This is a genomic window from Clostridium sp. (genome assembly GCF_050717635.1).
In the GTDB taxonomy this organism is placed as follows: domain Bacteria; phylum Bacillota; class Clostridia; order Clostridiales; family Clostridiaceae; genus Clostridium_AD.
Genome location: NZ_JBOITO010000030.1, coordinates 405509 through 424538 on the forward strand (window position 1 = coordinate 405509; position 19030 = coordinate 424538).

Annotated in this window: 21 protein-coding genes; 1 reads left to right on the forward strand and 20 read right to left on the reverse strand. The window is 31.4% G+C overall.

The genetic code is table 11. The annotated features are described in order from the left end of the window. Window positions 1-92 precede the first annotated feature (92 nt). The 20 genes from ACREWB_RS15295 to mraZ form a co-directional block, all read right to left on the reverse strand. Complete coding sequence (locus tag ACREWB_RS15295) at window positions 93-692, reverse strand: TraR/DksA C4-type zinc finger protein (protein ID WP_431548306.1); 600 nt, start codon at window positions 690-692, stop codon at window positions 93-95. 109 nt (window positions 693-801) lie between these two features. Beyond that, window positions 802-1599, reverse strand: a complete 798-nt coding sequence (aroF, locus tag ACREWB_RS15300; protein WP_431548307.1) for a 3-deoxy-7-phosphoheptulonate synthase — start codon at window positions 1597-1599, stop codon at window positions 802-804. Window positions 1600-1610: 11 nt separating this feature from the next. Beyond that, a complete protein-coding gene (locus tag ACREWB_RS15305) occupies window positions 1611-2303 on the reverse strand; it encodes a 5'-methylthioadenosine/adenosylhomocysteine nucleosidase (RefSeq protein WP_431548308.1) in 693 nt (230 codons plus the stop codon). A gap of 93 nt (window positions 2304-2396) precedes the next feature. Next, window positions 2397-3008 carry a DivIVA domain-containing protein gene (locus tag ACREWB_RS15310; RefSeq protein ID WP_431548309.1) on the reverse strand — a complete coding sequence of 204 codons (612 nt, stop codon included), beginning with the start codon at window positions 3006-3008 and terminating at the stop codon, window positions 2397-2399. Window positions 3009-3024: 16 nt separating this feature from the next. After that, window positions 3025-3798, reverse strand: coding sequence for a YlmH family RNA-binding protein (locus ACREWB_RS15315; RefSeq protein ID WP_431548310.1), 774 nt, complete (start codon window positions 3796-3798; stop codon window positions 3025-3027). Window positions 3799-3819: 21 nt separating this feature from the next. Next, complete coding sequence (locus ACREWB_RS15320) at window positions 3820-4080, reverse strand: YggT family protein (RefSeq protein ID WP_431548311.1); 261 nt, start codon at window positions 4078-4080, stop codon at window positions 3820-3822. A gap of 38 nt (window positions 4081-4118) precedes the next feature. Then, window positions 4119-4562, reverse strand: a complete 444-nt coding sequence (locus ACREWB_RS15325) for a cell division protein SepF (protein ID WP_431548312.1) — start codon at window positions 4560-4562, stop codon at window positions 4119-4121. A gap of 14 nt (window positions 4563-4576) precedes the next feature. Then, the gene (locus ACREWB_RS15330; RefSeq protein WP_431548313.1) at window positions 4577-5236 is read right to left on the reverse strand and encodes a YggS family pyridoxal phosphate-dependent enzyme; all 660 of its coding nucleotides are present in this window, start codon (window positions 5234-5236) and stop codon (window positions 4577-4579) included. Between the two features lie 128 nt (window positions 5237-5364). Continuing rightward, window positions 5365-6081, reverse strand: a complete 717-nt coding sequence (locus tag ACREWB_RS15335; protein WP_431548314.1) for a DUF881 domain-containing protein — start codon at window positions 6079-6081, stop codon at window positions 5365-5367. A gap of 9 nt (window positions 6082-6090) precedes the next feature. Then, on the reverse strand, window positions 6091-6432 hold the full coding sequence (locus ACREWB_RS15340; RefSeq protein ID WP_431548315.1) for a small basic family protein: 342 nt from the start codon (window positions 6430-6432) through the stop codon (window positions 6091-6093). A gap of 10 nt (window positions 6433-6442) precedes the next feature. Beyond that, window positions 6443-7165, reverse strand: coding sequence for a DUF881 domain-containing protein (locus ACREWB_RS15345; RefSeq protein ID WP_431548316.1), 723 nt, complete (start codon window positions 7163-7165; stop codon window positions 6443-6445). 71 nt (window positions 7166-7236) lie between these two features. Further along, on the reverse strand, window positions 7237-8040 hold the full coding sequence (locus tag ACREWB_RS15350; protein WP_431548317.1) for a cell division protein FtsQ/DivIB: 804 nt from the start codon (window positions 8038-8040) through the stop codon (window positions 7237-7239). Window positions 8041-8270: 230 nt separating this feature from the next. Further along, window positions 8271-9377: a stage V sporulation protein E gene (gene spoVE / locus ACREWB_RS15355; RefSeq protein ID WP_431548318.1), complete on the reverse strand. Its 1107-nt coding sequence runs from the start codon at window positions 9375-9377 to the stop codon at window positions 8271-8273. A 24-nt stretch (window positions 9378-9401) separates the two neighbouring features. After that, complete coding sequence (mraY, locus tag ACREWB_RS15360) at window positions 9402-10352, reverse strand: phospho-N-acetylmuramoyl-pentapeptide-transferase (RefSeq protein WP_431548319.1); 951 nt, start codon at window positions 10350-10352, stop codon at window positions 9402-9404. Beyond that, window positions 10352-11746: a UDP-N-acetylmuramoyl-tripeptide--D-alanyl-D-alanine ligase gene (locus tag ACREWB_RS15365; protein WP_431548320.1), complete on the reverse strand. Its 1395-nt coding sequence runs from the start codon at window positions 11744-11746 to the stop codon at window positions 10352-10354. Before ACREWB_RS15365 ends, mraY begins: the two co-directional genes overlap by 1 nt. Continuing rightward, complete coding sequence (locus tag ACREWB_RS15370; protein WP_431548321.1) at window positions 11747-13192, reverse strand: UDP-N-acetylmuramoyl-L-alanyl-D-glutamate--2,6-diaminopimelate ligase; 1446 nt, start codon at window positions 13190-13192, stop codon at window positions 11747-11749. A gap of 232 nt (window positions 13193-13424) precedes the next feature. Next, window positions 13425-15620 (reverse strand): stage V sporulation protein D, encoded by a 2196-nt coding sequence (locus ACREWB_RS15375; RefSeq protein ID WP_431548322.1) that lies wholly within the window; start codon window positions 15618-15620, stop codon window positions 13425-13427. Window positions 15621-15696: 76 nt separating this feature from the next. Then, window positions 15697-16182: a hypothetical protein gene (locus ACREWB_RS15380; RefSeq protein ID WP_431548323.1), complete on the reverse strand. Its 486-nt coding sequence runs from the start codon at window positions 16180-16182 to the stop codon at window positions 15697-15699. Window positions 16183-16209: 27 nt separating this feature from the next. Next, entirely contained in the window at window positions 16210-17142 is a 933-nt protein-coding gene (gene rsmH, locus ACREWB_RS15385; protein WP_431548324.1) for a 16S rRNA (cytosine(1402)-N(4))-methyltransferase RsmH, read from the reverse strand. A gap of 14 nt (window positions 17143-17156) precedes the next feature. Next, window positions 17157-17585, reverse strand: a complete 429-nt coding sequence (gene mraZ, locus ACREWB_RS15390; RefSeq protein WP_431548325.1) for a division/cell wall cluster transcriptional repressor MraZ — start codon at window positions 17583-17585, stop codon at window positions 17157-17159. A gap of 305 nt (window positions 17586-17890) precedes the next feature. On the opposite strand from mraZ, the gene ychF reads away from it, so the two are divergent. After that, window positions 17891-18988 carry a redox-regulated ATPase YchF gene (ychF, locus tag ACREWB_RS15395; protein WP_431548381.1) on the forward strand — a complete coding sequence of 366 codons (1098 nt, stop codon included), beginning with the start codon at window positions 17891-17893 and terminating at the stop codon, window positions 18986-18988. Window positions 18989-19030 lie beyond the last annotated feature (42 nt).

Sequence of the window (19030 nt, forward strand, 5' to 3'; positions counted from 1 at the left end):
AAAATGAAAAGTATATATTGCACAATGTTCTCAAACTAATATTTCACCGCAATATATACTTTTTCTATTATTCATATTTAAAATACTTTTTTTTAATCAGGTAACTGATTCCTATACTGCTCATTACTTATTTTTTCTATAGGTTCCACATAACCATCCTCATCCTCTTCGTAAGATTCAGCTGTATCTTCTAATTTATTAAAGTGTTCTACTATCTGGTAAGTATCTTCAGCATCAATACTTGCTTCACCGCTGTAACTGTACCTAAAAGGTGTACCAATCACTTCTTCCTCAACTGGTCTATTATTTTGTTCTGCTGGCTTATTGCTATCTATAGTTTTTTGACATGTAGCGCAGTTTTCTGCATAGGGTATAAATTCTAATCTTTCCTCAATTATGTCGCTACCGCAGCTCTTGCATTTCCCATAGGTGCCATTTTCAATATTTTTTAGTGAATCTTCAATTTTATTAATAATCGACACTTCATTTTTCTTAAGTGCAAGCCCTTTTTCTTTATCAAATAGTTCTGATGCACTATCTGACGGATGATTATCATAAAAAGATAGCTCAGACGCCATTTCACTGTTAGAATTTATAACTCCATTTTGTTTCATTGTATTAATAAGACTGTTCACTCTCGATTTTTCACTTATCAATTTTTCTTTATAATACTGTGTTTTTTCCTTATCCATGATAACAACTCCTCTAGTATTTAATATTGTATTAATATTAAATTAATAAAACTCCTATAAGGTTATGTTTTCACATGGAGTGAAATTTATTACACTTATTTAAAAATATTTAAAATTTCTCAAATTTTTTTACGCTTTTTACTATTGATTCTATAGTATCTATTGATACTGTTTGTTTTGCATCGGATATAGCATTATCGGGGGTAACATGACTTTCAATCATGAGGCCATCCGCTCCTGCAGCAATTGATGCAAGTGACATCGTCTCTACAAGTTCACGCCTACCCGTTCCATGGCTTGGATCAACAATTATTGGGGTACGGTATTTTTGTTTAATTGCAGCCACAATACTTAAATCTAATGTGTTTCTTGTGTATGTTTCAAAGGTCCTAATACCTCTTTCACAGAGCACAACATTCTCATTACCATTACAAATGATATATTCTGCTGCATGAAGCCACTCTGAAAGCGTTGCACTCATGCCTCTTTTTAATAAAATAGGTATTTTTAATTTCCCAACCTCTTTTAGTAAACTGTAATTGTACATATTTCTAGAGCCTATTTGTAACATATCAGCATAATTTGATACTAAATCTATATCACTCGTATCCATAACCTCTGTTACAATGGGCATATTAAATTCAGAACCAATGCTTTTGAGTATTTTGAGGCCCTCTTCCTTTAATCCTTGAAAATCATAGGGTGAAGTTCTTGGTTTAAAGGCTCCCGCCCTTAATATATGTACCCCTGCCTTTTTTAAACCCTTAGCTATAGCATACATATTATCATATTTTTCAACTGCGCAAGGGCCTGATATAATAACTTTTTCACTTCCGCCAATAACTACATTTTTAACATTTACAAGTAAATCCTTCCCACTTTTTTTATCAACTAATAACTTTTCCATATATACGACTCCTAAACTAGTTTTAACATATTATTTAAAATATTTGTAGAATTTTCTACAGCAATATCCTTGAATTTTTCGTAATCCATATGAGCACCATTATTTGCATTATCCGATATTGATCTAATAACAATAAATGGCACTTCATTCAAATAGCACACTTGAGCAATACTTGCACCTTCCATTTCACAAGCTAAACATTCAAACTCTGAATAAAGCCACCTTATTTTAGAAGCACTGGCTATAAATTGATCTCCCGACACAATCCTTCCCGTAAAGTAATTATGACCACTTATATCCTTGCAAGCCTTTGTTGCATATTCTATTAGTTTTTTATCGCATTTAAATTCAAAAGTATCCATTCTTGGAATCTGTCCTATTTTATCACCAAATGCTGTAGTATCCATATCATGCTGTACTAAATTATCCCCTATGACAACATCTCCAGGGTATATATTATCTTTAGTTCCACCTGCAATACCAACATTTATAATATAATCAACTTTAAAATCATCGATTAATATTTGTGTACAAACTGCCGCATTAACTTTACCTATACCACTAGTAACTACCACTACTTCTTTATTATGTATAACACCAACACTGAATTCCATTTTAGCCTTAATTTCACTGCTTCGAAAGTCCATATCTCTAATTAAAAACTGAACTTCTTCACTCATTGCTCCAATAATACCTATAATCATTTTTTCCTCCTCGAAATCCTCTAAATCAGATACCATATATTATAACACATTTTCTACATAAAAAATCTCACCTAGTGGGTGAGACTTTTTATTTTAGCCTTTTGCAAAAAATGTTTTTATTTCTTCTAGATCCTTGTCATTAAAATCTCTTTCATCAATATTTTTAATTGTTAAATCAGAATACTCTTGTGGGGCAACAATTTCACTATGGCTTTTTTTATTGTTTTGATCCACAGAAGCATTATAATTTTTTAAATAATCATTCTCAAGGCCATCAAACATCTCAAGCTGACAATTCATAAAACTTCTAAATTTTGTTCTGAAAATTGCAAACTCTTGTTTGATTTTTTCATATTCATCATTTATCTTAATCACATTATCGTTTGCCTTGTCTAACACCCTTTGAGCGGAGTCATTTGCATTTCTAATAATGGACTCTGATTCCTTTTCCGCAGAAAGTTTTGCTTGTTCTGCTGCATTTTGAGCGAGGACTAATGTGTTTTGAATTGTTGCTTCTATTTTAACATGATGTTCTAATTTTTCTTCTAAAAACTCTGTTCTTTCTTTTAAAGCCGAATTCTCTTTATAAATAATTTCATATTCATCAGACACATTTTCTAAATGTTCATCAACTTCATCAACATTATAACCTCTTAATCCCTTTTTAAACTCTTTACTAACAATGTCCATAGCAGTCATTTTCATTTGTTTCCCCCTATAACTAAATATATTTTAATATTGCAATTTTCAAACGGTCCTTTTGAGTAGTTCCTATAATTTCTCGAATTTTAAACTTTCCATATCCTCTAATTGTTAAGGTATCATTGTTTTTTAAGGTTTCATCTTTTTTAAAACACTGAAAATAATTGAGTAATACTTTACCCTCAGATATTAGCCCCACTGAATTATTTCTCGAAACATTACATATAGCTGCAACTAGACCGTCCAAACGACAAGAAGTAGATATGACTATTTTCTCTTGAAATTTCCTTTGTGGAAGATTATTGTTCATATAATCATATTCACAAGCTTCACAGGGACAATTTGCTATACTTTCCAAATTAGAAGTTATATAATTACTAATTTCACTACAAACGGTAGCATAACATATTTCATCTTGAACTATTAAATCACCTAGTTTTTCTCGATTAATTCCAAGGGACATTATTGCACCTAAATAATCCTTATGCAAAAGAGTACTAAACTTTGATTTATTCCTTATTTCAAGCAAATTTATAGGATATTCACTGGGCTCATCTGTGCATGAAAATGCTAAAATTCTTCTATCAGCATCTTTAAATATACCACTTGTAAAGGCTTTTACTTTATAATTTTCACATTTAACTAAAATTTCATTCCAAATTGCTGGTGATATAAAATCACTAGTAAATACTATCTTATTTGTTTTTTCAGCTAGTTGCATTTTATTGTATATACTAGAAATTAAATTCTTATCATCGCAATTTATACTATTTAAAAATTCTTTTTTATCCATTTAACTCTTCCTTTAATCTATTTATCTAAGTAGCCCTAGAACCAATCCTTTTGCAAACATTAAAATTAAAAGTGCAATCAGCGGTGACCAATCTACCATTGTATTTCCAAAATATTTTTCTTGAATTTTTCTGCCCGGTGTTAAAAGAGGGCCTGTAATATTATGCAATAATTCTATATATTGGTTTGTGCGACTTGGATATACCCAAGATAAAATCACATCAATCCATATTGCACCTTGTAATACATTAAAAAGAACACTAAAAAAATTATAAAAAAACAAATTTTATACCTCCTGTAATCCTCTTTAGGGGATACTTATTATTTATTCCAATTGAAAATCCCTTTTGAACTTAGTTCGTTTTTTAATGCATTATCCACTTCTACATTGGATGGAGAAATTATATACACTCCTTTTTCTATCTGCTGTAGTTCACCGCCTAAAGCATAACAAGCTCCTCCAATAAAATCTAATAATCTTTGACCAGTTTTAGGTTCCAGTCCAGTTGTGTTAACTACTACTATTTTTCTGGATTTTAAATTATCACTTATAGTAGTTGCCTCATCGAAATCGTCTGGTTTTATAATAACCACTTTAGCAGATGATGTGGTGTGAATATTCACAATTTTATTTTGTTTTTTGTTTGCACTCATAAGCGATTCAATATCCATGTTATCATCTTCATTCTCTATTTCTTCAACTTCGTCCACATCTTCATCTGCCATACCTAAAAAACCCATTACCTTATTCATTACTTTACCCATTTTTATACCTCCAGTTATTTGTAATCTCTTTTCCCAAATATTTTCTCTCCAAGTCTTATCATATTAGCTCCTGAGTCTATTGCAATCTCATAATCAGAACTCATACCTAAAGACAGAAATTCCATTGTAACATTTTTATATTCAAAAGTTTTTAAATTATCGAATATAGTTTTCATCTCACTAAAGTACTTTCTACAATCCTTATCGCCACCAATCGGAATTGTAGCCATTAGACCTTTGATTTTTATACTGTTGCAGCCCTCGCAAGCTTTTATTAGGGCATCTAAATCTTTAACTGCTATACCAGTCTTCGAACTTTCATTACCTATATTAACTTGAATTAATAAGTTAGCAATTTTATCTTTATCTCCATACCGTTTTTCTATTTCTCTAAGTAATCGTATGCTATCTAAAGAATGAATAAGATGAACTTTTCCAACAATATATTTAACCTTATTTCTTTGTAAATGTCCTATAAAATGCCATCTAACATCTTCGCTTATGCTGTCATATTTTTCCAATAGCTCTTGCACTTTATTTTCGCCAAAATCTCTAGCTCCAGATTCATATGCCTTTTTTATTTCACTTATTTGCCTAGTTTTAGAAACACATATAAGTGTTACTTTTTTAGGGATTTCATTTTTTAATTTGTTATAAACTTCACCAATTGCCAATTTTCAATCCCTCCTTATTGTTTTATTATATAAAAGTCAATTATTAATTGTAATACCTATTTCTCTTTTAATTCTTCATTGAATAGAAAAACTCCTTCATTATTTGAATGTAATTTTTAATTTTATTATTATTTTTTAATTAAAGGGGCCATATAATCATGTTTAAATTCTCCTGTATAAGATAATATTTTTATTTTATCACTCTTCTCAATGTTAACTTTAACTTCTCTAAGCCTTAATGACATTACATGAGATTGTTCTTTATTCAAATAATCATACATCGAATCTTGGTTTCCTATGGCACTAATATAAAAAGGTGCTGGAATTTTAATTCCATTCATCTGAATAACAGCGCCAACACACCATAGATAATTATTATATGTAACTCTGTTACCATTTACTTCAATGGCTTCTGCGCCTGCATTTTTCAGGTCATTTATCACTTTTTCAATATCCGAGTAATGAACTCCCATTCTCGTAATTTCATTATAATCACTAGTAAGTGGTATTCCATCATCTAAGGTAATCATAACTCCTGGTCCTTCAAGATCACTTTTCCCTATAATTTGATTGTTATAAATGACTTCTTTTTGAATTTCCTTTAAAACTTTAGCGTTAGTGTTATAACTACTATCATAATTTTTAAACTTTGTATTAATATTAAAATATTCGTGTTGTAAGTTGTTTAGTTCTAAATACAGTTTACTTCTCTCACTATATGCTTCATTATATTGTTTCACATCTAAAAAATTAACTTTTCCCTCAAATCCAAGGTTCATAGATATAAGAAGTCCTATAATTATAGAAGCGATAAAAACAAATATGGTAGCTTCGTTATTTTTCATTTAATCACCTCATGAGTGAGATTTGGTTTTGTCTATTAAAATTCGTCTTATAATTGCAAAGTTATCAAATATCCTTCCACCAAATACAATAACGGCAGCCAAATATATTGGTATTCCAAGTTTATCGCCTAAATAAACCATTGCTACAGCCAGTGCTGCATTTCCAAAAAAACCTGATATGAAAATATCAGCTCTGAAATTATGAGAAATTGATCCTCGCAGCGCTCCGAATACCGAATCCAAACATGCAAAAATTGCTACAGAAATATACGGAGAAAATTTAACTGGAATTTCCACATTCCATACAATTCCTATTATAATACCTATTAATAATCCTACAAAAGCAACCATTTTATCACCTCTACTTCTCTTCTATTGGTTTAGCATAATCAAATTTAAATGTTTTATTATATTTAGGAATTTCCACTTTATCTGTTGGTGTTGTTGTTACATTAAAGTAATCAATCAAATCCGATGAAAGTGTGCCTGGATATCCCATTGCAGCAACTAAAAGTTTCTTATTCCCAATTACATTAATGGTGATTTTCTCATTGGACGGAATTCTCTCATCATTTATAATAATTGAATTACCACCGGTCCGTATAGCACTACGGGAAGTTAACCTAATACCATTAATAGAAATTGCTTCAGCATCTACAGCGTTTAATTCATTTATTATATGAGCTAAATCCTTATCTACTACAGGCAGTGCTGCAATGCTACTATCAAAAATATCAGACCTTGCCTCTATGTAAATTATTACACCTGTTCCTGATACTTCAATGCCCCCAGTAAGCAGTCTAGAATCTTGTAGCTCCTTGTATAAGAGTTTGGTTGCCTGGTCACTTCCACTTGCAGCTTTTTCATATTCACTATTTTTAGCTTCTAATTCATCAATTTTCTTTTTTGTTTCTTCTATTTGCTTTTTAAGTTGCACGTTTTCAGTTATAATTTCTGGTGTATTCTTATTAACATCTGTTATTGCAGCATTTTGCTTGCTCATCACTTTAAGTTGGTATGTTATCATAAATCCTAACAACACACATATTAAACCAATTGATATTTGAGCTCTAAATTTCTTCATAGCCTTCCTCCTTACTGTGTCTGGGGGATATATTTATTGTTAATTCTTTAACTCGTTTTTCTTTAACTTCTCTATTCTTGTATATGAACTACTGGATTTCCTTTAAAACTAACATCTACATAACCTGCTGTAGTTTTATATTTTGGTTGTGCTAAGATATTTATTGCCCTATTAAACTTATTTTCTAAGTCTTCGGTGGTTCCAAGTTTAATGCACATTTTCCCAGAGAAAACTTTCACATCCAAAACATTACTTATATCTACACTATTAATAATTATATTATCTTTAGTCTTTCTGTACACATTAATAATGTTTGCTAGCTCATTAGCAATATCCATTTTTCTATTCTCTGATAGGATTGTATCTCCCACTTTACAATTTTCCAGTTTAAGTCCAACTAAATTAACTAAGTTCATCCCTTTAATATTAGATTTTTTTTCCAGTAGCTTCCCTTGATTATCTATAATGTAATAAGTATCCTTTACTTTTCCATAAAAAACAGCTACTCTTTCTACTATTTCAATTGAAATTTTATTGGGTAGCTTCTTTTTAATTTTCACATCTAGAATATAAGGGTTTTTTATAATTTCTTTTTTACTATCAACAAAATTAGCGTAAAAAATATTATTATTTAACTGAGCACTAACTTGCTCATTAATTTTAGCGTTAGAGGCATTTACGTTTCCTGTTATTTTAATATTTTCAATGTTAAAATAAGGTAACTTAAGGCATAAAGTAACCAAAGTAGATAACATAATTATTACAAGTAACATTAAGTTCCTTACTTGTTTTTTCACTTTCCTTTTTTTTAATAGTTTCTCACTATTTGCTATTATATAATTTCCTTTATCAATGCTATCATTTTTGATTTTCATTCATTACCCCTCGTTTAATAATATATATTATTACAACCTTTGTTTAATAAAAATAAAATCCTAAATTTGATTTGAACTTATCTATTATATATATAATAACACTTAATGTAATTATTTTCATCTCTATTCTGATGTATTTATTAGTATTTTAAAAAAATTCATATTCTATCCTTAAAAATGAGTATAAACATAGAAAAAGCCATGCATAATTGCACGCCTTCGTTCTAATATTAATTTTTATTTGTAGTTTGCCTTGATATGTTTAAAAGTATTCCCATGGCAAACATATTAATAACAAGAGCTGACCCTCCATAACTTATAAATGGAAGTGGAACACCAGTTACTGGCATTGATCCAGTTACTACTGCTATATTAATAATTGCTTGAACAGCAATGACCGATGTAGTTCCTATAGCTAAAAGGGTACCATACATATCTTTAGCTGTAACTGCTACTTTAATCCCTCGCCATACAAAGATTAAAAACAGTGAGATTATAAATACAACTCCGATTAGGCCTAATTCTTCACCAATAATTGAAAAAATAAAATCCGTGTGAGGTTCTGGTATGTATAAGCATTTTTGTCGTGATTGCCCAATACCTGCGCCAGTAACTCCTCCTGACCCAAGTGCAAGAAGTGACTGAACTAGTTGATATCCCTCATCTTGACTTTTAGCAAAAGGATCCATAAAATTCAAAGCTCTTTCCAATCTATATGGTGCTATTAATATTAAAACCCCAACTGCCGCAACTAACGTTCCACCTATTGCCAAAATGTGTTTAAATCTTGCCCCTGCTGCAAATAGAATAATTACAGTAACAATCATTATAATAGATGCGATACTTAAATTTGGCTCCATCAAAATCAAACCTGCATAAAATCCCGAAATTAAAAGGTATGGAAATACGCCCCTAGAAAAGGTTTTTATTTTTTCTCCCTTTAAGTCTAAACTTTTAGCCATAAATAATACAATAACATATTTTGCGATTTCAGATGGTTGAAAATTTGCAATTCCAAGTGGAATCCACCGCCTAGCCCCCTTAATAGGTGGGAATACAAATACGGCAAGTAATAATATTATTGTAATTATCATAATGAGGCCAGTGTATTGTTTATATTTATGATAATCAATTTTAATAGCTATAGCCATAAAAATAAATCCTATAACTGCCCACATCATCTGTTTTTTAAAAAAATAATCAGGATCATCATAGTTCACAAGCGCAAACCATGAACTGGCACTAAAAACCATTAATACCCCTATTGTTACAAGAAGCACTACGGTTGCAAACAACATAAAATCTATTTGTCCCATCTTCGCACTAGACTTTTTCATATTATACACTCCTTCATATCACTACTAGAGAAATGATAGAAATCCAATTAAACATAAAATTACTGTTATAATGGAAAACACTGCAACGATTTTAGTTTCATGCCACCCACTCAGCTCAAAATGATGATGAATTGGAGACATTTTAAATACTCTCTTACCTGTAGCTTTAAAAACAGCAACTTGAATAATAACCGAAAGAGCCTCACAAACATATACGCCCCCTACAATCACAACAAGTAGTGGCTGTTTTAGTATCATAGCAACTGCAGCTACCGCCCCTCCTAGTGCTAAAGACCCCATATCTCCCATAAAAATTTGTGCTTTATAAGAGTTGAATTTTAAAAATCCTAATAGTGCCCCTGCAAGGGAGGCACAGAATATTGCTAGAGTAGCATTAGACAAACTATTACTAACTAAAGCAAAGAATGTCATAACTACTATTGTAACGCAAGTAGCTAAACCATCTAATCCATCTGTTAAATTAACTGAATTTGTGGTAGCTGCAAAATATACAATAATAAGAGGTACATACCAGATTCCTAAATTTACAGACTTATTTAGAAATGGTATCATTATATCCGTTCCTATTTTAATTGAAGTATAATAACCTATTAAACCTGATACTACAACTATAAGAAGCATCTTTTGTTTAGAGCTAAGTCCCTCATTTTTTTTACGTATTGTTTTTATTAAATCATCAATAAGTCCTATTAATCCAAAAGCTACAAAACAATATAATACAATCATAGCTTCATCATTAACGTGCCTAACAATAATTAACATAGTAATTATCGTTGAAGTCATAAATATAATACCACCCATAGTTGGGGTTCCTGCTTTTTTGAGATGACTTCTAGGCCCCTCTTCCCTTATATTTTGTCCAAATTTAAGTTTATGCAGTAAGGGAATTAATAATGGACCTTGCATAATTGACAATAAAAATGCAATTATAACTGAATAAATAATTATACTCATTATCCCATCACCTCTTTAGAATTTATATTTCCTAGGCAATTTACTATACTCTCAAATTTCATATATCTTGAAGCTTTAACTAAAACAACATCATCTTCAGAGAGGATACCCTCTAGGAAGGAAATTACTTCATCATAAGTTTCAAAACTTCTATATTTATTTATATCCACAAATCCTTCACTATATGCCTGATTAAATTCACCTAAGGTAATTAATAAATCGATATTTTTATCTCTTGCATAGGCACCAACTTGTTTATGAGCCTGAAAGGAGCTAGTTCCAAGTTCTCTCATAGTACCAAGTATTGCAATTTTAGATTTACCAGAAATATTACAAAGCACATCAATTGCAGCTATCATTGAGTCTGGACTAGCATTATAACAGTCATTTACTATAGTAAATTTATTTCCTTTTATTATATCTAAACGCATTGAAGTAGCTTCCAGCTTTTTAAAACCTCCTGCAATTTCATCATAATTCATACCCATCTCTCTAGCACAGGCTACTGCTAATAACGAATTTAGAACATTGTGCCTTCCAGGTATATCAACTTCAATAGTTTTCACTATTAATTTTCCTGCTTCTAATATATTAAACGTTATTTTTTCTTGATAAATATTTAAATCAACGGCTTTGTATTCTGCTATAGAATCAATTCCTGTTTTTATAAGCTTACTTTTTGATGTGGTTATACCTTCTAACAAATCATTATCCGAGTTTACAATTAAAACACTGTCCTTATTAAAGAAATCCGTTATCTCCATTTTAGCTTTTAAAATATTTTCTCTAGTTTTAAGATTTTCAATATGGGACATTCCTATATTAGTAATAATACCAATATTGGGCCTAGCCACATCACACAGTCTGTGAATTTCTCCAAAATCACTCATACCCATTTCAAGCACAGCAACATCAAAAGTGCTATCAAGCTTAAATATCATCATAGGTAACCCTATTTCATTATTAAAATTTCCTAAGGTCTTAAATACTTTGAATTTCGAGCCTAGAACTGCTGCCACCAAATCCTTTGTAGAAGTTTTACCTGTAGAACCGGTAATCCCCACTACTTTTATATTCAATTTATTTATATAAAACTTTGCAAGTTGCATTATGGCCACATTAGTATCCTGTACCATAATTACAGAGGTTTTCATATCTAGCTCAGTATTTTTAAACTTAACCTCATCAACTATACAAATTGAAGCTCCACTTTTACTAGCTTGTAAAACAAAATCATTAGCATTAAAATTTTCACCTTTTAGGGCTATAAAGATATCATTATCACTTATTGCTCTTGTATCTATGCTAACATTGTTACACAGTGCATTTGTACCTTTAACTATTAGTTCTCCCCCCGTTGCCTCTATTATCTCGTCACGACTAATATACTCCATCTAGATTCGCTCCTTTATTATCTCTGAAACAACTTCTCGCTCATCAAAGTGAATAGTTTTACCTTTTAAAACCTGATAATCCTCATGACCTTTTCCTGCAATAACAATTACATCATCACTCCCTGCTATTTCTATTGCTCTTTTTATAGCTTCACGTCTATTTTCTATAATTTCAAAATTTTGTTTTTTAATTTCACTTATTACATCTTTAATTATTTCCATAGGTTCTTCATTTCTTGGATTATCGGAAGTTATTACGCAATAATCACTTAAATCAGTTCCAATCACACCCATTATAGGTCTTTTGGTTTTATCTCTGTTTCCACCACAACCAAAAACACTTATAAGTTTAGATTTTGTAAATCCTCTAGCAGTTTTAAGTATATTCTCTAGGCCATCTGGAGAATGAGCATAATCTAAAATTATTTCAAAGCCTAAGTTATAATTACCCGCTACAATTTCACAGCGACCTGGCACTTGTACCTCTTGTAGCCCTAGTTTAATGACTGATAGCTCTATTCCTTGATTCAAACACACAGCTATAGAACCAAGAGCATTGTATACATTATAATTTCCTGGTATTTTGAGCTCTATTTCAATAGATTTATCGCTATACTCTAAAGTGAATTTGCTACCTCTTGAATTCATTTTTATATCACTGGCCCTAATATCTGCTTTATCCAAAAGTCCATAGGTTAATTTGCTACTTTTAATTAAACTATAAGCTTTTTCGCCATAAGTATCATCAATGTTAATTATAGAGTTCACGCTATTTTCAAACAGCTTTAGCTTTGCATTAAAATAATTTTCAAAGGTTTTATGAAAATCCAAATGATCTTGGGTTAAATTTGTGAAAATACTGTCACAAAACTCTATGCCATATACTCTATTTAAATAAAGCGAATGTGAAGATACTTCCATAACGCAATAATCCACATTAGCATCCACCATTTGATTGAATAGCTCCTGAAGTTCTAGTGATTCCGGAGTTGTTCTCTCTGTATGAATTTTCTTCTGATCAATATAATTTGCTATAGTTCCTATAAGGCCAACCTTATATCCACTCTGTTCTAAAATAGCTTTAATCATAAATGCTGAAGTTGTTTTTCCATTAGTACCTGTAATACCTATCATTTTCATTTTACTACTAGGATTCCCATAGTAATTAGCTGCACTTATGGAAAGTGCCACTCTAGTATCATCTGTTCTAATAACTGTGCAGTTTTTTAACTCTTCTATATTCTTCTGACATACAACGGCCACGGCACCATTTGTTATTGCATTTTGTATATATTCATGACCATCAACACTATATCCTTCTATGCAAAAAAACACGTCTCCACTTTTAACTTTTCTTGAATCATATTGAATTCCCACTATTTCCATATCCATATTACCCTGAATTAAATCAAATTTAATATTATCCATAATTTTTTCTAATTTCATAATTATCACTCCCTTAAATCATCACGTGCATTATGTTTCTAGCTTTATTTAAATTACTAACCTCTTTTAAGAATAGTATACACTATAGAGTTAATTTTTCAATGATAACACAATTTCCCTTTACATGGCAAATCCGACAGTTCAGCAAAGCTGAGTCCTGTCGGTTTTTGTTTTAATGTCTATAATATATAGTTATACACTGTATTTAACAGCATCACAGATGATGCTTTAACTAATCAGCAATAATATCTAAATGTACTGTCACCGTAGTTCCCTTTTTCACTTCTGTTTCTTCTACACTTTGATCTGCGACTGTACCATTACCAGTAAACTTTACTTTTATACCAAGACTATTAAAAAGTCTTGTAACTTGCTCTGGAGTACTCCCTTTAACATTTGGAACCATTACAGTATTATTGTATTCTACTTTTGAATCTGTGTGTAAAATAATTTCAGTTCCTTCTTTAACTGTATATCCAGGTTTTGGAGTCATATCAGTAATAACTTCTCCCTGCGTACTTAATTTCATTTTTAAATTATTTTCTTTTAATAATTTTTTAGCATCTGCAGTTTTAAGGCCCCTTACCTCCGGAATGATAACATCCTTAAGTAAACTTTTCGCAGTTTCCTCACTAGTAGCGTCAGATTTTAGTGCTAAATAATTGAAAACATCATTAAAAACTTGCTTTGCAACTACTGTTGCAATTTGACCACCATAATACCAAGTTGGATCTGGCTCATCAATATTAATTAGCAGTGTTATTTGTGGATCATTTGCTGGTGCCATTCCAGCAAAAGACGAAACATATTTTCCTGGTAAATAACCTACTCCTGCCGGATTAATTTTTTGAGCAGTTCCTGTCTTCCCAGCAATATGGTATCCTGCAATATATGCCTTCTTACCACCACCATCTTGCACTACCTGTTCAAGATAAGACCTAAGCTGCTTTGCAACCGGCTCATCTATTATTCTTCTTTCATTATAGTTTGAATAAGTCTCAAAAACACTTTTATTGTTTGAATCGTCATATTGTACTATTTCTTTCATAATATGAGGAGTAATAAGCTTTCCTCCATTTGCGATAGCATTAAAAGCCGTTAAATACTGTATACAAGATAGTGTTCCACCTTGTCCAAATGATGTTACTGCTACATCAAGCGCAGTCATATCTTTAGTTTTTCTGATTATCCCTGCCGCTTCCCCATTTAAATCAATACCAGTTTTTTTGCCAAGTCCAAACTTGTAGATGTACTTATTTAATTTTTCTGGTCCAAGCCTTCTGCCCAGTTCCATAAATCCAACATTACAAGAATTTTTTAGAATATCTATAAAATTTTGAGATCCATGCCCAGTAGTTTTCCAACATTTAACTTTTTTGCCTAAAACTACAGTACTACCATTACAAACAAATCTATCATCTTCCTTAACTAATCCTTCTTCCATGGCTGCTATAGAAGTTATTACTTTAAAAATCGACCCTGGTTCAAAGGTATCACTTACTGCTCGATTTCTCCAAGCTTTTTGATTTTCATCAAAACTTATATCATCGTCCCATGGATCATTTGGATTATAGTCTGGCTTATTAACCATGCCTAGTATTTCTCCATTTTTAGGGTTCATTGCAATTATGCTAACTGCGCCTGCTTTATTATCAATCATAGCCTCTTCAGCTGCTTTTTCTATAAATTGCTGAATCTTCTCATCAATAGTAAGAATCAAATCTTTACCATTAACTGGCATTGTATAATCTGATATTTTATACGCCAAATCTTCACTTTTCGCATCAGTTTCTGTGATTTTTATTCCAGGTACCCCGGCTAGATATTTATCATAATATAGTTCAGCCCCTACCAGTCCCTTTCCATCGGAATTAGTGTGTCCAAGAACATTTGCCAAAAAATTATTATTGATATAAAATCTTTTCGTATCTCCAGTAATAACTATTCCCCTAAGTTTATTTGCCTTAGAAAAATCAATTATTTTATCAGCTACCTCTTTATCTATTCTTCTCTTAAGACCTACTCCTCCAATAGCTTTTCCCTTAGAATTAGTGGCAGTTAATTTAGCTAAAACATCCTTAGGCTCCATATCAAGTATTTTTGCAAGGTCAGGTGCAATATCCTTCATGGTTAAGTCATTATTAGAAGTAGTATCTCTTAAAGCATTAAGCTCTAAATCAACTCTAAAAACATTTGCACTTATGACTAATTCATTTTCATTTCTGTCTAAAATTCTTCCTCTACTTGCTGCAATACGAACATCACTTGTCCACTGCAAAATTGCTCTTACTTTTAAATCCTTTCCTTTAACTATCATTACGTAGCTTAACCTACTAACCAATAGAAAAAACAAAATAAAAAGTATGAAAAAGACAAAAATCATTCTTCGTTTAACAAGTACTTTGTCTCTATACTCCCCTTTTGCCAATTTATATCCCCCTTATTATTTCTGCACATGCATGTGCACACGCCATGTGAAAACGCACCATGTGGATAATCCACCTTTAAAAAATAATATCTTTGATTTTATCTAATATCATGGTTTTCTTTTTCACTTGTAACTCACTTTTAACTCCTAAATTGTTCTTGCTTAAATTCATGTACTCTATGTCACTAATTTGTGGTTTAACCATATTAAGTCTACCAAGCGCTACTTCCTCAATATAATTTATATTTCTAAATTTAATCAGTTGTACTTTATAACCACTATTTTCTTTATTTACTATTTCTAGCTTAGCTTTAGTCTTAGATGCTACATCTTGGTAACTATAAATCATGCAATACCTAGTAATAATAGTCACTCCAATGACAAAAACTAAAAGGATATTTTTAAGAACACTTTGCTTGTATTTTATATCCTTTTGTTTTTTAGCTTGTTCGGCTTGTTTTCGTGATTTTTCTAAGTCATCATATCGTTTTTTTCTAAAAGATTCATCTGGTGATAACACTGTATTTCCATCCACTTGAAAGGTATTTTTTGCTACTATCACTTTATTCACCCCATCCACAATTTAGAACTAAATTTTTTCACAAACCCTTAACTTTGCACTCCTGCTTCTTTTGTTTATTTCTAATTCTTCAGACCTTGCCACTATAGGTTTTCTACTTATAAGATTTACAATTGGTGTTTTACCACACACACACATAGGTAACTCTTTGGGACATTTACAAGGATCATGCAAGTCTTTAAATTTAACTTTTACAATTCTATCTTCAAGTGAATGAAATGTTATAATAGCCATTCTTCCTCCACTTTTTAGTCTTTGTATTCCATTTTCTATTGCATTATTTAGTACTCTGAGTTCACCGTTAACTTCAATTCTTATACCTTGAAAAGTTCTTTTAGCTGGATGCCCTCCATCCCTCTTGTACTTTGCTGGGATAGCCGCATCTATAACATTTACAAGTTCTAAAGTAGTATTTATTGGTTTGTCTACTCTTCTGTCCACTATAAAATTAGCTATTCTTTTCGAAAATTTTTCTTCTCCATAATTTCTTAAAACTTCACCTATCTGCTGTTCACTGTAGTTATTCACAACCTCATAGGCAGATATTCCTTTACTCCTATCCATCCTCATATCAAGGGTGGCATCCTTCATATAGCTAAACCCTCGTTCTGCTTCATCTAATTGAAAAGAAGACACACCAAGATCCATCAAAATACCATCTACACTCCCTACATCAAGTTTCTCTAGTATTGCATCGATATTATAAAAATTATCATGTACATAAGTAACATTATTATAATCTTTAAGATTTTCCTTTGCAGCTTTTAAAGCCTGCGCATCTTGATCAATTCCAATTAACCTCCCCTTTGTGGATAATCTTTTTAAAATTTCTAAAGAGTGACCTGCACCCCCTAGTGTACAATCAACATAAATTCCATCTTCTTTAATATTTAGTGCATCAAGGCACTCATTTAATAAAACTGATACATGCTTAAATTCCATTACTATATCTCCTTTTAAATACCGAGTTCATTCATTTTTTCTGCTATCTCGTCAAAATTCATATCCGAGTCATTATAATTATCCCATTTATCTTTTGCCCATATCTCTATTCTAGTTGATACTCCTATACTTACTATTTCCTTATGAAGGCCTGCGTATTCGCATAAATTTTGTGGTATTAAAGCCCTTCCTTGTTTATCAATGGTAATTTCATTAGCACCTGAGAAGAAAAATCGTACAAAGGCTCTTGCATCCTTACTAGTTAATGGAAGTTTTTTTAGTTTTTCTTCCATTATTAGCCATTCGCCTTTGGTATATATGTACAAGCACCCATCTAAGCCCTTGGTCAATATAAATTCACTAGAAAGTTCATCTCTAAACTTTGTGGGGATAATCATTCTGTTTTTACTGTCAATGGCATGTTGATACTCACCTATAAACATTTTACTACCCCCAGCTTATTAATCACTCCACTTTAATCCACTTCCAACCATTCTAAACCACTTTTTAGTATTATTCTATATAAAAATCAAAATTCCTTCTTATTTTAAAGTAAAATTAATATTTTTCAAAATAAATAAATTCTCAATTGCCATTATTAGAATATATTTACTTTATATCAATTGTCACCCACGGTTCTGTTCACTAAAACTAATTTTAAAATTTACTTTCTTGAAATGACTTGTGATGTAGAGTATAATTTATGGGGTGTCAATAATCTAAGAGTAAGAAAGGAATGTACATATATATGAAGCTAGGAATTGTAGGTTTACCAAATGTAGGAAAAAGCACATTGTTTAATGCAATAACAAAAGCAGGGGCGGAATCTGCTAACTACCCATTTTGTACTATAGAACCAAATGTAGGAGTTGTTAGCGTTCCTGACAAAAGATTAGACGTTTTGCAAGCTCTTTATAATAGTAAGAAGATAGTTCATACTGCAATTGAATTTTATGATATAGCTGGTCTTGTAAAAGGTGCAAGTAAAGGAGAAGGTTTAGGAAATAAATTTTTATCTCACATAAGAGAAGTAGAATCTATAGTTCATGTAGTAAGATGTTTTGAAGATGAGAATGTCGTACACGTAGATGGTAGTATCGATCCACTACGCGATATAGATACTATTAATTTAGAACTTATTTTTTCTGATCTTGATGTACTGGACCGAAGAATGGAAAAGTCCGTGAAACTTGTCCGTTCTGGAGACAAAACAGCCAAAATGGAATATGACCTTATGGAGAGAATAAAACAGCAACTTGAATCAAATTTACCAGTTAGAACCCTTGAGGTTAACGACGAAGAAGCTATTTTTATAAACACTCTTTTTCTAATCACTTCAAAGCCAGTTTTATTTGCTGCAAACATTAGTGAAGATGATTTAATGTCTGGTAATATGGATAATGATATGGTTAAAAAAGTTAAAGAGTATGCTAGTAGCACGGACTCAGAAGTAATGATAGTTTGTGCAAGACTAGAAGAAGAATTGTCATCTCTAGATGATGATGAAAAAATGGAGCTTCTACAGGAATATGGTCTTGATGAATCAGGCCTTGATAAACTTATTCATGCAAGTTACAAGCTATTAGGACTCATGAGCTTTTTAACTGCAGGTCCTCAAGAAATAAGAGCTTGGACTATACACATTGGAACTAAAGCCCCTGCTGCTGCTGGTAAAATCCATTCAGATATAGAAAGAGGCTTTATAAGAGCAGAAATAGTTTCTTATGACAAATTAATTGAATGTGGCAGTGAAGCTGCTGCTAAAGAGAAGGGTCTATTTAGACTTGAAGGAAAAGAGTATATTATGCAAGATGGTGATGTAGTTAATTTTAGATTTAACGTATAATATTAAAACTAAGAACAAGCAGGACAACTAAAATGTCCTGCT

Coding starts and splice junctions, on each gene's coding strand:
- ACREWB_RS15305 (WP_431548308.1), bottom strand. CDS start 2,303: ATGATTATAGGTATTATTGGAGCAATGAGTGAAGAAGTTCAGTTTTTA.
- mraY (WP_431548319.1), bottom strand. CDS start 10,352: ATGAGTATAATTATTTATTCAGTTATAATTGCATTTTTATTGTCAATT.
- ACREWB_RS15365 (WP_431548320.1), bottom strand. CDS start 11,746: ATGGAGTATATTAGTCGTGACGAGATAATAGAGGCAACGGGGGGAGAA.
- ACREWB_RS15370 (WP_431548321.1), bottom strand. CDS start 13,192: ATGAAATTAGAAAAAATTATGGATAATATTAAATTTGATTTAATTCAG.
- mraZ (WP_431548325.1), bottom strand. CDS start 17,585: ATGTTTATAGGTGAGTATCAACATGCCATTGACAGTAAAAACAGAATG.
- ACREWB_RS15325 (WP_431548312.1), bottom strand. CDS start 4,562: ATGGGTAAAGTAATGAATAAGGTAATGGGTTTTTTAGGTATGGCAGAT.
- rsmH (WP_431548324.1), bottom strand. CDS start 17,142: ATGGAATTTAAGCATGTATCAGTTTTATTAAATGAGTGCCTTGATGCA.
- ACREWB_RS15350 (WP_431548317.1), bottom strand. CDS start 8,040: ATGAAAATCAAAAATGATAGCATTGATAAAGGAAATTATATAATAGCA.
- ACREWB_RS15295 (WP_431548306.1), bottom strand. CDS start 692: ATGGATAAGGAAAAAACACAGTATTATAAAGAAAAATTGATAAGTGAA.
- ACREWB_RS15315 (WP_431548310.1), bottom strand. CDS start 3,798: ATGGATAAAAAAGAATTTTTAAATAGTATAAATTGCGATGATAAGAAT.
- ACREWB_RS15310 (WP_431548309.1), bottom strand. CDS start 3,008: ATGAAAATGACTGCTATGGACATTGTTAGTAAAGAGTTTAAAAAGGGA.
- aroF (WP_431548307.1), bottom strand. CDS start 1,599: ATGGAAAAGTTATTAGTTGATAAAAAAAGTGGGAAGGATTTACTTGTA.
- ychF (WP_431548381.1), top strand. CDS start 17,891: ATGAAGCTAGGAATTGTAGGTTTACCAAATGTAGGAAAAAGCACATTG.
- ACREWB_RS15340 (WP_431548315.1), bottom strand. CDS start 6,432: ATGGTTGCTTTTGTAGGATTATTAATAGGTATTATAATAGGAATTGTA.
- ACREWB_RS15335 (WP_431548314.1), bottom strand. CDS start 6,081: ATGAAAAATAACGAAGCTACCATATTTGTTTTTATCGCTTCTATAATT.
- spoVE (WP_431548318.1), bottom strand. CDS start 9,377: ATGAAAAAGTCTAGTGCGAAGATGGGACAAATAGATTTTATGTTGTTT.
- ACREWB_RS15345 (WP_431548316.1), bottom strand. CDS start 7,165: ATGAAGAAATTTAGAGCTCAAATATCAATTGGTTTAATATGTGTGTTG.